Below are 14,861 nucleotides of genomic sequence, written 5' to 3'. Positions count from 1 at the left end.
ACAGTAATATGAGGCTTAGCCCAACACAATCCCAACCCTCGCTGCATATTCCTTTGATTATTCGGATAATGAAAGTAAGTGTAAGAATTATAATGAGCTATTCTGCGAAATGCTGCTATGCCTGGGCGTAATCGGAAAGAATAGTATTTTAATTGAAAGTTAGTTTAGCGATTGCCTAAACAGCTAACAAGTCCAAACTATTGTTTCTTCGTTAAGCTCTAAATCGGCATGGTCAATTATTCGGGTAGCACAGTCTAATCCCACTCACTGTCTTAAACAGAAAAATTGCAAGCCGACAATTTTTGGTTCTTTTTGTTGTCAAAAAGAATAAGGCCCCCGCGGCAGCGGAAAACATTAGTTGATAAGATTAAGAAATCTTATCAAAGGAAATACCTTGCTCACGCTTTTGCAAATAGGCTTTGAGTAACGCATTTTCGGGCTTTTCCAATCTTCCATCTTCCTGAAAAATGGCAATAACAGTATTTCTGGCTTCCGAGAGGATAATTTGATCTTTTGCCAAATCCGCAAGTTTTAAATCTAAAACCCCACTTTGCTGTGTCCCTGTTAAATCTCCTGGGCCACGCAGTTGCAAATCAATCTCCGATATTTCGAAACCATTATTGGTTCTAACCATCGTTTCTAAACGCAGGCGGCCATCCTTACTCAATTTATTACTGCTCATTAAAATACAGAAAGATTGCTCAGCCCCACGTCCAACACGCCCACGCAATTGGTGCAATTGTGATAAGCCGAAACGTTCAGCATTTTCAATGACCATGACCGAAGCATTTGGCACATTTACACCAACTTCAATCACAGTTGTGGCAACCATAATCTGACTTTTCCCATCAATAAACTGTTGCATTTCAAACTGCTTATCGGCATTTGGCATTTGTCCATGTACAATGCTCATTTGATAATCAGGGCGGGGAAATTGATAACTCAACTGCTCAATACCCGCTTCTAGATGCAGCAAATCAAGCTTTTCACTTTCTTTAATCAAAGGGTAAACCACGTAAACCTGTCTGCCTTTTGCAATTTCCTGTTTCATAAAGCCAAACATACGCATGCGCTGGCTTTCAAAAAGATGTCTCGTTTCAATGGGCTTTCTTCCTGCAGGCAATTCATCAATTACCGATACATCCAAATCACCGTAAAGCGTCATGGCCAATGTTCTAGGAATTGGTGTAGCCGTCATTACAAGAATATGCGGCGGAATAATGCTTTTACGCCAAAGCTTGGCTCTTTGTTCAACACCGAAACGATGTTGTTCATCAATAACAACCAAACCTAATTTTTTAAACTTTACCTTATCTTCAATTAAGGCATGCGTGCCAATTAGTATATCAATCTCTCCGTTTTCAAGTTGCTGATGCAGGAGTGTTCTTTCTTTCTTTTTTGTATTTCCAGTTAATATGGCAACTTTAACCAAATCATCTGTCACCAATTCGGTTATAGAAGCATAATGCTGACGGGCCAAAATTTCGGTAGGCGCCATCATACAAGCCTGATATCCGTTATCATTTGCCAAAAGCATACTCATTAACGCAACCGCCGTTTTTCCGCTTCCTACATCGCCCTGCACAAGTCTATTCATTTGGATGCCACGCTGGGTATCAATCCTGATTTCCTTAACCACTCGTTTCTGTGCATTGGTTAATTCGAAAGGTAAAAACTCTTTATAAAAACGGTTAACCTTTTCGCCAACAATTTCAAAAGTAACCCCTTTAAATTTTAGGGCCTTTAACTGTTTGCTATGTAAAAGTTGTAGTTGGATAAAAAACAGTTCTTCAAACTTTAATCTCCTTTCTGCGGCGCTAAGGTCTTTCTGGTTTTTAGGGAAATGAATATTAAGTAAGGCAACGCGTTTATCTGGCAGTTGATACTTATCCAAAATATATTGGGGCAAAGTTTCGGGTACTTGCTGTACAACCTGATCTAACAAACCTGCAATTAACCGTTGTATTCCTTTTGAATCAAGATTAAACTTTTTCAGTTTTTCGGTGGAATTATAAACAGGCTGCAAAGTTTGATTCCCTCTGCCAACGGCATTTTTTTGGTATAGTTCCATCTCCGGATGGGAAATGCTAAATGTACCGTTAAATAAGGTTGGTTTACCAAATGCCACATACGCGGTTCCAACGGTGATATGATCATCAACCCACTTTAAACTTTGAAACCAAACCAGTTCCATAATTCCGGTTTCATCTTTAAAAACGGCAACAATGCGTTTCGCACGTTTATCACCAATAACCTTTTTACTAATTATCCGCCCAATAATTTGAATGTACGAGGCATCGGGATTGATCTGATTAATTTTATAAAACTTCGTTCTATCGATATACCTAAAAGGATAATAAGAAAGCATATCCTCATAAGTAAAGAGATTAAGATCTTTCTTTATTACATCGGCTCGGGTTGGCCCAACGCCTTTTATAAATTCAATAGGTGTATCTAACGGAGAATTAAACAAAATTTTTACTGTTTCTTGTAAACAACAATTTAATCAATTGCGCATTAAAAATTAATATCGAAAGCAATAAAAGCAAATAAGCAAACACTTGGTGCGTATCAATCTTCTCATCAAAATAGAAAAATGCAACAGCAAAAGCAATTATAGGGTTTAAATAAATTAAAATCCCTAAGGCTGATGATGGCATGCCTAATAATGCATAAGCATTTAAAAACAGTGGAATAATGGTAAAAACAGTTGCAATTAAAAAAATATGTCCCCAAAAAAATGCTTCGGTTGGCAAAGGTGTTGCATTATAAAAGTACATTGGCAGCATAATCAGGGCAGAAACAATTAACTGTATGCCGAGAAAATTAAGCTTATCTACATTTTTAATTACCTTAAGCACAATTAAGTATAAAGCATAAAATGATGCAACCACTACAGACCATAAAACTTCTTTAATAGAGCCTGTAGCCAAAAGCCCAATGCTTACTAATGCAATAGCTATTGCTAGTGCCTTAGTTTTTGTAAGCTGTTCTTTTAAAATAATAAAACCGCACAATGCCGTTATAAGCGGGCAAACCATGTAAGCAAATGCGGCCGATTTTAAACTGATACTATTTACGGCAACAATATATGTAAACCAATTGCCCGTAATTAAAATTGCAGCAAGAAGTGTTAATAGAAATAGTTTTCTCTTTTCTTTAACACTTAAAGTCTTTATATAATTAAAATCATTTGCTAAGGCTTTCCTTCTAAATAAAAAGATGGTGCCCCATACCATTAAAACAGAAACCAGAATCCGGTAATAAAGAATCTCCTGAGCAGGAAAATGTTTAATATTTCGCAATGGAACAGACATTGTACCCCAAATAATATAAGGAATAACGCCTGCCAGAAAATACTTACCTTTTCCTATAGCCAAAACTATCCTTTAACGGCAATTACAGAAATTTCTACATTAACATTTTTAGGTAGTACAGATACTTGTACAGTTTCGCGAGCAGGAAAATTATCTGTAAAATACTGACCATACACGTCGTTTACCTGTGCAAAAGTTCCCATATCACTTAAAAAAATGGTTGTTTTTACTACATTTTCAAAATCTAAGCCAGCTTCTAATAGTACCGCTTTAAGGTTGCGCATTACCTGATGGGTTTCTTCTTCTATATTAACCAGATTTAATTCGCCACTCTCTGGGTTAATAGCAATTTGTCCGGAAACAAATAAAAAATTACCCGCCATTACAGCTTGATTATAAGGTCCAATTGGCGCAGGCGCATTAGAAGTTTTGATGATTTGTTTCATAAAAAGAAATGTGAAATTATGATTTAGAAAGCCATTGAATAAGCTTATAAATAATACCTATTAAAAAGATTGAGATAGCCAAAGCATTAATAATATGCATAATCTTAATATTGATATTATTTGGTCGATTTGGATCTTTTTTTCTGAAGAAGTACATAATACAAACTTAGATAAAAAGGTTTATACAGAAAATTAAAAGGCATAAAAAAAGTCCCGGCCAATAACCGGGACTCTTTCAAAATTTTAAGTGAGAAAATACTAGTTTCTAGCAGTTTCAACACGACGATTTTGGATACGACCTTCTTCAGTATCGTTAGAAGCAATTGGATTAGCTTCACCAAAACCTTTAGTAGCAACTTGACTAGCTGAAACGCCAGAGTTTACTAAGTAAGTTTTAACAGAATTTGCTCTGTCTTTAGATAATTTCAAGTTATATGCAGCAGTACCTTCGCTTGAAGCGTAACCGTTAACAGTTACTTTACCACCGTTTTCACGTAACACTGAAGATAATTTATCTAAAGTTGGATAAGATTCAGTTTTTAATACTGATGAGTTGAAATCAAAACCGATTTTTTCGAAACCAGTAACGTTTGAAGTAGCAACTTCAGTAGCAGGAGCTACTTTAGGAAGTGGGCAACCTGAACCGTCAACAGCAGTACCTGCAGGAGTTCCTGGGCATTTATCGAATTGATCAGCAACACCGTCACCGTCAGTATCTTTTTTCAAATCTTCAACAGATTTTTCAACAGCAGAAACACGGTTTTTCAATGCTTCAACTTCTTGACGTAAGCTAGGATCTTTTAACTCATCGTACATAGTAGCTAATGGGTTAGACCACTCTAAGCTTGGTTTCGCAGAAGAACCTAAAGAAAACTCTAAACCAGCATAACCGTAAGAGAAGTGATCTTTAGTAGTACCTTTTGCATAAACTCCATCAAAGTTATCAGCATCAACAAAGTTCATAGTGTAACCTAAGTTAAAGTTAACACGCTCAGAAACTTTGAATTTAACACCAGCACCAACTGGAATATAAAAACCTTTTACGTAATCTTTAGCATCGTGTTTATCACCTGCAGGACCAGTAGCATTACCTTTCCAATCAGTTACAGTACCATTAGCAGCTGTTACTTTTGGAGCATAAGCTAAATAACCACCACCGGCAGTTAAGAAGAAACCTACTGAATTCTCACGACGTAAGAAATCGATAGAACCAACATTAACAACACCACGTAAATCTACAGCATATTGTAATTGAGTTTCGAATTCTTTTGGAGAACCTGCTGGAACAGCACCAACAGTTGCATCGTTAGATCCAGATACTTTACCACGTAAACCATTCAATTCTAAAGCGAATGAGTGACCTAATTGTTTACGGATATTTAAACCGTAACCTAAGTTAACATCCCATTTGTTGAAATCATTAGAACCGCCAATAGCAAGAACAGGGGCTAAAACGCCACCATTAACACCAATTGACCAAGTTCTGTACTGTCCTCTTCCACCAAATACCTTGGTTGAAGAAGTCGTTGCCGGGGTTTCCTGAGCGACAGCAAGAGAAGCTACTCCTGTTAATGCCACTAAAGAAAGAGCAAGACTTTTCTTTAAAGTAGAATAATTCATAATCTTTTTTCTTTTTTAAGGGTTAAACAATTTAATTGATTAATTTTTCAGTAACTGCAAAATTAATCAAAATTTTAAATTTTCAAACTTTTATACAAACTCCGTTCCAAACTTCGTCTTATTTAATCATTTTCTTACATTTGACCATCACCCAGTTTAATATATAACATTTATGAAATATCCTAAAATTGATCAGTCGCTCTTCATTTTAAACCGAAAAAACTATATTAAAGAACTAAAAAACAACTCTTTGGCTCTATTTCAGTCTAGTGACGAATTTCCAAGAAGTGGCGATCAAAACTTTATATTTAAGCAAAATCCAGATTTATTTTATTTATCTGGGATCGATCAGGAACAATCCATTTTACTCCTTTATCCTGATTGTCCTAATCCATTATACAGAGAAGTCCTGTTTTTAAGACAGACGAATGATCACATTAAAGTTTGGGAAGGCTACAAGTATACAAAAGAGCAGGCAAAGGCTGCTTCGGGCATTGAAGCAATCTATTGGTTAGAAGATTTCGACAACATTTTACATAGTATAGTTCATTATGCGGATAACATTTATCTAAACACAAATGAGAACGATAGATATGCGCACACGGTTCCTTATAGAGATATTCGTTTTATAGATCAAATGCGTTCGAAATACCCTTTGCATCATTATGAACGTTCGGCTCCAATTATGCGTAAATTAAGGGCTATTAAATCAAATGTAGAAATTGATTTAACGAAAAAAGCCTGCGCAATAACCAGAGATGCTTTTATAAAGGTGTTAAAATTTACTAAACCAGGCGTTAAAGAGTATGAAATTGAGGCTGAAATAATCCATGAGTTTATTCGTCAAGGTGGAACAGGCCATGCTTACACTCCAATTATTGCATCTGGCCACAATGCCAACATCCTCCATTATAATGATAACAATCAAGAATGCAAGAATGGCGATGTAATTCTGTTTGATTTTGGTGCAGAATATGCAAACTATAATGCAGATATGAGTAGGTCAATTCCTGTTAACGGTCGTTTTACTGCCAGACAGAAAGATGTATATAACTCTGTGTTGCATGTAATGAAGGAAGCAACAAAATTGTTAGTAGCCAATACCGTTTGGAACACTTACCACGAACAGGTGGGCGAGTTAATGACAGAACAATTGATTAAACTTGGTTTGCTATCTACTGAAGATGTTAAAAAGCAAAGTGCATCTTATCCGGCTTATAAAAAATATTTCATGCATGGCACTTCTCATCATTTAGGTATAGATGTACATGATTTTGCTGGTAGATATACTCCTTTTGCTGTAGGAAATATTTTAACAGTTGAGCCTGGAATTTATATCCCTGAGGAAGGGCTTGGTATTAGATTGGAAAACAACATTCTAATTACCGCTAATGGTAATATAGATTTAATGGCAGATATTCCTGTTGAAGCAGAGGAAATTGAAAGCATTATGAATTCTTAAATTTATCCGCAAAGCGATAAATATTGAAATCCTTTTCAGCTAAAGCTTCGTGAATTTTTTCGCGAAGCTTTTTTTTATCTATATGTTGCATTTTATAATGTTGAATGATTTTCCAAGCTTTTTCTGCAAGTAAAAACTCTTTTTTATCATTTGGACTATCTGCAGGATTAGCGATAATCCACTTGCATAATTCTTCTACTCCAATATTTTTATCTGCCGTTGTTTTTAAAACAGGGACAGTTTTCAAGCCTTGGTGAACAATTTTTTTGAGATTATTTGCAAATGTGTCGGCTCCCGCTCTATCCGCTTTATTAATTACAAAGCAATCGGCAATTTCCATTAAGCCCGATTTAATGTTTTGGACTTCATCGCCAGATTCTGGTACTAAAACAATAATGGTTTTATCCGCCAGGCCAGCAATTTCCACTTCAGATTGCCCCACACCTACGGTTTCAATCAGAATTAAATCAAAATCTGCAGCTTTCAAAACATCAACCATTTCAATGGTTTTGGCAGAAATACCGCCTAATGCGCCTCGAGTGGCGAGCGATCTAATAAAAACATTAGGATTATTAAATTGGCTTGCCATTCGTATGCGATCTCCAAGTAAGGAACCAAAATTAAATGGCGATGTTGGATCAATAGCAAGTATCGCTATTCTTTTACCTGAAGAGACAAAATAATTGGTTATAGCATTAACAAGTGTACTTTTGCCTGCTCCCGGAGGACCTGTTATGCCAATTACCGGAACTGTATTTTTACCATCCAGATCTCTCAATATTAAATCGGCAGGCTTAATATCATTCTCCACCAAAGTTAAAGTCCTGGCCAAAACTTTATAATTGCCTTTGCTAATTTCGCTTAAAACGGATAGGTGGGTATTCATCAATAAAACTATCTTTGTGCAAATAAACAAAAATATAAGGCACAAAGTAATAATAAACATAAAGTCTGAATGAAAGTTACAGGATTTACCTTTTTAAGAAACGCAATAGCAAACGATTATCCCGCTAAAGAGGCTATTCTTTCTGTTTTACCTTTATGTGATGACTTTGTGATTGCGCTAGGAAATTCTTCGGATGAAACTGCGGAATTGGTTAAAAGTATCGATCCTAAAAAGATTAGAATTATAGAAACCATTTGGGATGACAGTATCCGCGAAGGCGGAAGAGTTTTTGCGGATGAAACTAATAAGGCACTTGCCCAAATTTCTAAAGATACCGACTGGATGATTTATATTCAGGGTGATGAAGCAATACACGAAGATTATCTTCCTTTGATTAGAAAGGAAATGGAAGATACCTTGAACGATGATAAGGTTGAAGCGTTGCTACTTAAGTACAAACATTTTTATGCCTCATATGATTACCTTGCCGAATCGAGAAGGTGGTATAGAAGGGAAGTTCGCATTTTAAAAAATTTACCTGGCATACATTCTTATAGGGACGCACAAGGGTTTAGAATTAACGACAGAAAATTAAATGTTAAACTTATTGATGCTTACATTTACCATTATGGCTGGGTAAAACCACCAAAAGGCTTACAGGGAAAGGTTAGAAACTTTAACCAGTTTTATCAAACCGAAGAGTGGATTGAGGAAAATTACCCTGTGCAAAACACTTTTGATATGCATAATGCAGATCGCTTGGTTCATTTTAAAGGAACGCATCCAAAAGTAATGCACACTAGAATTGAAGCTGCAAACTGGAAATTTGATCAGGATCTTACCAAGCTTCCATCTAAAATGAATTTCCGCAGAAAACTTTTGCAAAAAATTGAAGATTTAACGGGTATCCGTTTATTTGAATACCGGAATTACAAACTCGTAAAGTAGATGCAAAAAAGCGTTTCAATAGTTATACCTAATTATAACGGCAAGCATTTACTCGAAAAATACTTGCCATCAGTATTTACGGCTGCAATTAATTCGAAATCTTTATTCGAAATTATTGTGATTGATGATGGATCTAAAGATGATAGCATTACATTTATAAAAGAAAACTATCCAAACGTTAAACTCCTTATTAACGATAAAAATCGAGGATTTTCTTATACCTGTAATCATGGGATACGTCAATCTCAATATGAATTTATTCTCTTATTAAACTCTGATGTAAAGTTAACACCCGATTATTTTGACCATCAATGGGAATATTTTAATAAGCCTGATACTTTTGGTGTTATGAGCAGAATAATGACTGTTGATGGAACTAAAATTGAAGATGCCGCCCGCTTGTTATATTATGGAGGTTGCAGAATAAAAGCCAATAAATTCTATTATAGTGAAAATACTGAAGATGAAAATGTTTATACAGCTTATCTTTCGGGTGCAAATGCATTGGTTAATGCTAACAAGCTAAAAGAACTTGGTGGCTTTGATGAAATTTATTCCCCATTTTCTTCTGAAGATTTTGATTTAAGTCTGAGGGCTTGGCAATTGGGCTGGAAATGTTATTACGAGCATAAATCCGTTTGTTTTCATCATGTGAGTGGAAGCACCAAAACACAAATCAAATCAGATTTTATAAAGAAAATTTACTACCGAAACCGTTTTATCCTTCAATCTATTCACCTTAATGGAATAAGGAAAATACTTTGGCCATTGCAGCAACTATTTGCAGAATTACTTCCAAAAATATTGATTGGAAAATTTTGGGTTATCGGCAGTTATAAGGATTATTTAGCGCACGCAGATCAAATAGACAATAGCAGAAAAAGATTGAATAGTTTAAAGAAAAAGTACAACTCTAAATTGAATATTTCTGATGTAATGGGAATTGTTAATCAATCTATTTCCACAAAAAGCATTAAGCGATTGTAATTTTAAGTATAGCAAACGCCCAAACCTGATAAGGTTTAATCGAAAAACGTACATTTGCCTAATTTTATTTAGATTTTTTCCGCAGCCTAACTAACTGGGCTTCGGTTTACATAACCATATTACCTAAAATGAAAATTTACTTTCGTTTATTATCCTTTGCCAAACCTATAGAAAAATTTGCCATACCTTATGTTATTGCAACATTATTCGCAATAGCCTTTAATACCTTTTTGTTCACATTGCTTGGTCCATTGATGCAAGCACTATTTCTAGGCAAAGCTGTTACTAATATTAAGTCTGACAAAACTGCAGGATCATTAAATTTTCTTGGAAAGTTTAATGAATATATGGACGCCATAATTGCACACGATAAAATACATGCCTTACAAATTATTTGTATTGTGATCGTTGTAACCGTATTCTTATCTAATTTGTTTAGATATTTCTCTCAACGTTTTATGGAGGATTTACGCGTACATACCTTATTAAATTTAAGAAAGACTGTTTTTAACAACGTAATGAATATGCATGTTGGTTTCTTTAACAACGAGCGTAAAGGCGATATCATCTCTAAGGTAGCATCGGATGTTCAAGTGGTTCAGTTTACCGTAACTAATACCTTACAAGTTGTTTTTAAAGAACCACTACAACTCATGTTCTTTGTTGGAGTTTTAATCTCAATATCTTTAAAATTGACATTGTTTTCATTACTGGTTATTCCTATTTCTGGATTTATCATCAGCAAGATAGTAAAAAGATTAAAGCAACAGGCTACCCAGTCTCACGAATCTTTTGCAAAGATGATCGGTTTTTTAGATGAGTCACTCAGTGGCATAAAGATTATAAAAGCTTTTAATGCTACAAATAGAACGAAACAAAAATTTGATGATGAAAACAGGTTTTATTCCTTTTTGAATAGGAAAATGGCAAGGAGACAACAACTCGCATCTCCAGTTTCGCAAACACTTGGTGTTTTTGTCGTTGTATTTATTCTATTATATGGAGGTACTTTAATTTTGAGTGGAAAGGGAGATCTTGAAGCAGCAGATTTCGTTGTATACTTAGCTACATTTTCTCAAGTGATGCAACCTATTAAAGCTTTAACCGATTCATTTAGCGGGATACACTCTGGCATCTCTGCTGGAGAGCGTGTATTAGATTTAATTGATACTAAACCAGCCATGGTGAATAAAAGTGATGCTGAAGTTTTTGAAGGTTTTCAAAATGCATTAACATTAGAGGATGTATCCTTTAGCTATGGGGAAAAAGAGATTCTAAAAAGCATTAATCTCAAAATCGAAAAGGGAAAAACCGTTGCATTAGTGGGTCCGTCTGGTGGAGGTAAAAGTACACTTATGGATTTGATTCCTCGATTCCATGATCCAAAATCAGGCGTTATAAAAATTGATGGTCATGATTATAGAAATTTAACTGTAGAAAGTATTCGTTCGCAAATGGGAACAGTAAATCAAGATTCTTTCTTATTTAACGACACTATTTTCAATAACATTGCCTTTGCAAGACCAGATGCTTCTCAGGAAGAAGTTACTGCTGCTGCCAAAATAGCAAATGCACACGAATTCATATTAAGCACTGAAGATGGGTATCAATCCTTTGTTGGTGATAGAGGGAATAGATTGTCTGGTGGGCAAAGACAAAGAATTTGCATAGCACGTGCAGTTTTAGCCAATCCGCCTATCATGCTTTTGGATGAAGCCACATCTGCTTTAGATACTGAATCAGAAAAACTAGTTCAGGATGCATTAAATAATTTAATGAAAAACCGTACATCTATTGTTATTGCACACCGTTTAAGCACCATACAACACGCAGATCAAATTGTTGTAATTGATAAGGGAGTAATTGCCGAAACTGGTAATCATTCTGAATTAATGGCTAACAATGGATTATACAGGAAATTAATTGATATGCAAGCTTTTACAGATTAACGGCTAAATATAAAGCTCTAGCATTTCAGTTAATTTTCGGGTTTGCTCTTTAACATTAAATGTTTTAGCGTAGGCTTTTATTTTGTTTTGATCGTAGCTTTCGTAATTGGTTTCTATTTGCTCCATAGCATTTGCTAGTGCCTTAAAATTAAGCTGATCTATAACAATACCAATATCCTCTTTTACAAATTCATTTATCCCACCGGAATTAAAGCCTGCAATGGGCTTACCTAAATGGGCTGCCTCAATCATCACCAATGGGAAAGAATCTTCCCGCGATAGGGAAAGATAAGCATGTCCAATATTAAAATAATCGTAATAATCTGTCGATTTTTTACCCGCAAAAAATACCCTATCAGAAAAATTTGCCCTAATGGATTCTTCCGCGTAACACATTGTTCCATTACTTTCTACTCCACCAATCCAAATTATTTTATGGTTATGTTTTAATTCTTTAACCAAAGGAATAAGAAAATCAATCCCTTTTATTGTAGAAGTGTTACCAGAAATTATCCAAACAAAATCATCAATCTTAATTCCAAATTGCTGTTTAATGGCATCATTATTTTCCGATAGATTGATTTTCTCATCATCAACAAAACCATAAAGTAATTGAACGTTTTTATGCCCCATATCTTCAAGCTTTTCGCATACAATTTTAGAACAACCAATGCACATTCCTGAGCTTAACATATTTTTTATGGAGCCTGCTTTAACCAAACTATAAGATAATGGCAATTCGTGCACATGAGAAATCACTTTTATTCCTAGTTTTTTTGCAATACTAAAGGCATCTCTGTTTGCTATTGTATTTATATACCAGCAATCGGCTTTTATCTTTTTCTGTAATAAACGTAACTGAAACTCAACAGGATTGATATTTACAGTATATAATAACAATCTGAAAATTTTATACAAAAAATTCGGATGCTGCTTATAGCCAACAAATGAAGGAATATTATCGGAAAGCTCTTTTACAAGCACACCATTATTTCTAGAAAATAAATATGGCTTAATATTTTGTTGGTCGAGATTTTGCAGAATATAAAATAACTGCATTTCAGAACCTGTTCTTCCAAAAAATGGGGTGATAAATAAAACTTTTTTCATGTTTGTTTTTAAGAGCTGAGTTTCAAATCTCCTATATTCTTTTAATCTGATAAGATTAAATATTCTCCAAAGATGCATAAAAAATTATTTAGACTTTTCAAGCTTATACTTCCACACTAAAAATAAACTTTGCTCCATCGTTAAAGCTTTATTTATTTTTACTTTTGTTTCATTGCATCACCGGCTTTCAATGTAATCTTGGCCTTTTAAATACTTTATCTAAATGACAGATACTCCAGAAATATTATTAACCGTTTTAATGCCAGTTCATAATGGCGAAAAGTATTTAAAAGAGACCATTAACAGTATTCTTAACCAAACACTTACCAAATTTGAATTTTTAATTATAAATGATGGAAGCATAGATCGTTCAGAAGAAATTATTAATTCCTTTACTGATCCACGAATCACGTATATAAAAAACGAACAAAACAAAGGCATTGTAGCAACACTTAATATTGGTCTTGAGCTTAGTCGAGGAAAATATATTGCCAGAATAGACGCTGATGATATAGCGCTCCCAACGCGATTAGAAAAGCAAATGGACTATATGCAATCAAATCCATCTTGTAAAATGTGTGGTTCGCAGGCAATCGCTATAAATGAAAACGGAGAAAAGATGTACAAATTAAGAAGACCTTTTTTTTCAGAAGAAATTAAGGTTAATCATCTTTTTAGAAATAGTTTTATTCATCCTTCGGTGATGTTTGATTCCAAGATAGCAAAGGAATTTAAATATGATATTGAATATCAGTATGCTGAAGATTACTACTTGTTTTCACAAATTGCGTTAAATTATGAGGTAGCAAACTTAAATGAAAACCTTCTTTTATATCGAATACATGCCGAAAATATTACTTCAAAAAAACGTGTAGAAATGAACCAAAGTGAAATGAAGACTATTAATTATCTTCTTTCAAATTTATTCGGCGAAAAAGTGCCAGAGGCAAACATATTGATTCACCACAGCTTTTTAACAAGAAATTTTGACAATATTGATATGCATAAAATTGAAATGCATTTGTTAAAAATAAAAAATTCGAATCAAAAAAAGCAAAGCTATAATAACACATTGTTAGAAATTATGCTGCAAAAAGAGTGGTTCAACTTCTTATTTTTCAGCAAGGAAAAAAATCAGTTAAGCAAGTTTATAAAATCTGAACTGTTTTCTATCAAACACTTTAACTTTAGACAATTTATAAAGTTAGCCACCAAAAAACAATCAAGAAGTAACACCGAAACAATATTATAATGGAGCCATTAATTTCTATTGCCCTTTGCACTTATAATGGCGCTCAGTTTTTGGAAGAGCAGGTGAAAAGTATTTTAAACCAAACTCATAAAAACATTGAACTTATTATTTTGGATGACTGCTCTACAGATAATACTTTCCAAATTAGTGAAAACCTTGCCGTACATTATCCGCAAATAAAATCATTTAGAAATACGCAAAACCTGGGTTTTAATAAAAATTTCGAAAAAGCAATTAATCTTACAACAGGAGAATATATTGCCATTAGTGACCAGGATGACATTTGGCTACCTAATAAACTCGAAATTTTATTGGCTAATATTAAAGATAAGTGGTTGGTTTTTTCAAATTCAGAATTGATTGATGATGAAGGGAAAGATCTTGGCAAACAAATATTAAAATCGGATTTCACGCTAGAAGGAAAATCATTTAAAAGCTTTTTGTTTTACAACTCTGTAACGGGGCATACTTCTATGTTTAATAGATCTTCTCTTAAGCATTTTACACCCATTCCGGCAAGAGGTTATTATGATTGGTGGATGGGTTTTGTAGCAACTTACCACAACCAAGCCGTGTGCGTTAACCAATGCCTTACTCTACACCGCATGCACCGAAAATCAGTTACTTTTAATGCCTATAAAAAAGAAGCAAAAAAAGTACTTAACGATGAAATCAACACTAATTTGCAGCTGGTAAAAAATTATAACGGCCTTAGTGCAGAAGACAAAAACTTAGTAAATAAAATAGCTAATGCCTATCAGAAAAGCTTCAGCTTCTTTTTAACAAACCTTATTGTAAAACATTACAATGAATATTTTCCTGATAGAAAACCAAGGAAATGGCTTAGTAGATTAAATTTTGCCCTTAAATTGAAATAAGCGTTA

The 14,861-nt window shown here is 34.3% G+C and carries 13 protein-coding genes; 6 read left to right on the top strand and 7 right to left on the bottom strand.

The annotated features are described in order from the left end of the window. Positions 1–367: 367 nt before the first annotated feature. From recG to EHC72_RS14755, 5 genes are all read right to left on the bottom strand, one after another. Positions 368–2,473, bottom strand: a complete 2,106-nt coding sequence (gene recG, locus EHC72_RS14770; protein WP_131538488.1) for an ATP-dependent DNA helicase RecG — start codon at positions 2,471–2,473, stop codon at positions 368–370. Next, positions 2,466–3,380 carry an EamA family transporter gene (locus EHC72_RS14765; protein WP_131538487.1) on the bottom strand — a complete coding sequence of 305 codons (915 nt, stop codon included), beginning with the start codon at positions 3,378–3,380 and terminating at the stop codon, positions 2,466–2,468. The genes recG and EHC72_RS14765 overlap by 8 nt, the downstream gene beginning before the upstream one ends. A gap of 2 nt (positions 3,381–3,382) precedes the next feature. Then, entirely contained in the window at positions 3,383–3,763 is a 381-nt protein-coding gene (locus EHC72_RS14760) for a RidA family protein (protein ID WP_131538486.1), read from the bottom strand. A 16-nt stretch (positions 3,764–3,779) separates the two neighbouring features. Beyond that, positions 3,780–3,920: a DUF6728 family protein gene (locus tag EHC72_RS23245; RefSeq protein WP_317126349.1), complete on the bottom strand. Its 141-nt coding sequence runs from the start codon at positions 3,918–3,920 to the stop codon at positions 3,780–3,782. Between the two features lie 101 nt (positions 3,921–4,021). Beyond that, entirely contained in the window at positions 4,022–5,383 is a 1,362-nt protein-coding gene (locus tag EHC72_RS14755; RefSeq protein WP_131538485.1) for an OmpA family protein, read from the bottom strand. A 172-nt stretch (positions 5,384–5,555) separates the two neighbouring features. Between EHC72_RS14755 and EHC72_RS14750 the strand changes: the two genes are divergently transcribed. After that, on the top strand, positions 5,556–6,845 hold the full coding sequence (locus EHC72_RS14750; protein WP_131538484.1) for an aminopeptidase P family protein: 1,290 nt from the start codon (positions 5,556–5,558) through the stop codon (positions 6,843–6,845). Here the strand turns inward: EHC72_RS14750 and meaB are convergent. Further along, positions 6,832–7,731 (bottom strand): methylmalonyl Co-A mutase-associated GTPase MeaB, encoded by a 900-nt coding sequence (gene meaB, locus EHC72_RS14745; protein WP_131538483.1) that lies wholly within the window; start codon positions 7,729–7,731, stop codon positions 6,832–6,834. The genes EHC72_RS14750 and meaB overlap by 14 nt on opposite strands. A gap of 69 nt (positions 7,732–7,800) precedes the next feature. Between meaB and EHC72_RS14740 the strand changes: the two genes are divergently transcribed. The 3 genes from EHC72_RS14740 (at position 7,801) to EHC72_RS14730 (ending at position 11,615) form a co-directional block, all read left to right on the top strand. Further along, on the top strand, positions 7,801–8,679 hold the full coding sequence (locus EHC72_RS14740; RefSeq protein WP_131538482.1) for a glycosyltransferase family protein: 879 nt from the start codon (positions 7,801–7,803) through the stop codon (positions 8,677–8,679). Further along, positions 8,680–9,666 carry a glycosyltransferase family 2 protein gene (locus tag EHC72_RS14735; RefSeq protein WP_131538481.1) on the top strand — a complete coding sequence of 329 codons (987 nt, stop codon included), beginning with the start codon at positions 8,680–8,682 and terminating at the stop codon, positions 9,664–9,666. A 128-nt stretch (positions 9,667–9,794) separates the two neighbouring features. Further along, entirely contained in the window at positions 9,795–11,615 is a 1,821-nt protein-coding gene (locus EHC72_RS14730) for an ABC transporter ATP-binding protein (RefSeq protein ID WP_131538480.1), read from the top strand. A gap of 3 nt (positions 11,616–11,618) precedes the next feature. Here the strand turns inward: EHC72_RS14730 and EHC72_RS14725 are convergent, their stop codons facing one another. After that, on the bottom strand, positions 11,619–12,725 hold the full coding sequence (locus tag EHC72_RS14725; RefSeq protein ID WP_165585837.1) for a glycosyltransferase family 4 protein: 1,107 nt from the start codon (positions 12,723–12,725) through the stop codon (positions 11,619–11,621). A 223-nt stretch (positions 12,726–12,948) separates the two neighbouring features. Here EHC72_RS14725 and EHC72_RS14720 point away from each other — a divergent pair, with 223 nt between their 5' ends. Together EHC72_RS14720 and EHC72_RS14715 are read left to right on the top strand one after the other, a co-directional pair. Next, positions 12,949–13,977 carry a glycosyltransferase family 2 protein gene (locus tag EHC72_RS14720; protein WP_131538478.1) on the top strand — a complete coding sequence of 343 codons (1,029 nt, stop codon included), beginning with the start codon at positions 12,949–12,951 and terminating at the stop codon, positions 13,975–13,977. Next, a complete protein-coding gene (locus tag EHC72_RS14715) occupies positions 13,977–14,855 on the top strand; it encodes a glycosyltransferase family 2 protein (RefSeq protein WP_131538477.1) in 879 nt (292 codons plus the stop codon). The genes EHC72_RS14720 and EHC72_RS14715 overlap by 1 nt, the downstream gene beginning before the upstream one ends. Positions 14,856–14,861 lie beyond the last annotated feature (6 nt).

The organism is Pedobacter nototheniae, assembly GCF_004335085.1.
GTDB lineage: Bacteria > Bacteroidota > Bacteroidia > Sphingobacteriales > Sphingobacteriaceae > Pedobacter > Pedobacter nototheniae.
This window is presented reverse-complemented; position numbering and strand designations above follow the sequence as displayed.

What these genes read in the sequence shown, in the direction of transcription:
- EHC72_RS14730 (WP_131538480.1), top strand. Translation starts at nt 9,795, where the DNA reads ATGAAAATTTACTTTCGTTTATTATCCTTTGCCAAACCTATAGAAAAA.
- EHC72_RS14755 (WP_131538485.1), bottom strand. Translation starts at nt 5,383, where the DNA reads ATGAATTATTCTACTTTAAAGAAAAGTCTTGCTCTTTCTTTAGTGGCA.
- EHC72_RS14715 (WP_131538477.1), top strand. Translation starts at nt 13,977, where the DNA reads ATGGAGCCATTAATTTCTATTGCCCTTTGCACTTATAATGGCGCTCAG.
- EHC72_RS14735 (WP_131538481.1), top strand. Translation starts at nt 8,680, where the DNA reads ATGCAAAAAAGCGTTTCAATAGTTATACCTAATTATAACGGCAAGCAT.
- EHC72_RS14750 (WP_131538484.1), top strand. Translation starts at nt 5,556, where the DNA reads ATGAAATATCCTAAAATTGATCAGTCGCTCTTCATTTTAAACCGAAAA.
- EHC72_RS14740 (WP_131538482.1), top strand. Translation starts at nt 7,801, where the DNA reads ATGAAAGTTACAGGATTTACCTTTTTAAGAAACGCAATAGCAAACGAT.
- EHC72_RS23245 (WP_317126349.1), bottom strand. Translation starts at nt 3,920, where the DNA reads ATGTACTTCTTCAGAAAAAAAGATCCAAATCGACCAAATAATATCAAT.
- EHC72_RS14760 (WP_131538486.1), bottom strand. Translation starts at nt 3,763, where the DNA reads ATGAAACAAATCATCAAAACTTCTAATGCGCCTGCGCCAATTGGACCT.
- EHC72_RS14720 (WP_131538478.1), top strand. Translation starts at nt 12,949, where the DNA reads ATGACAGATACTCCAGAAATATTATTAACCGTTTTAATGCCAGTTCAT.
- EHC72_RS14725 (WP_165585837.1), bottom strand. Translation starts at nt 12,725, where the DNA reads ATGAAAAAAGTTTTATTTATCACCCCATTTTTTGGAAGAACAGGTTCT.
- meaB (WP_131538483.1), bottom strand. Translation starts at nt 7,731, where the DNA reads ATGAATACCCACCTATCCGTTTTAAGCGAAATTAGCAAAGGCAATTAT.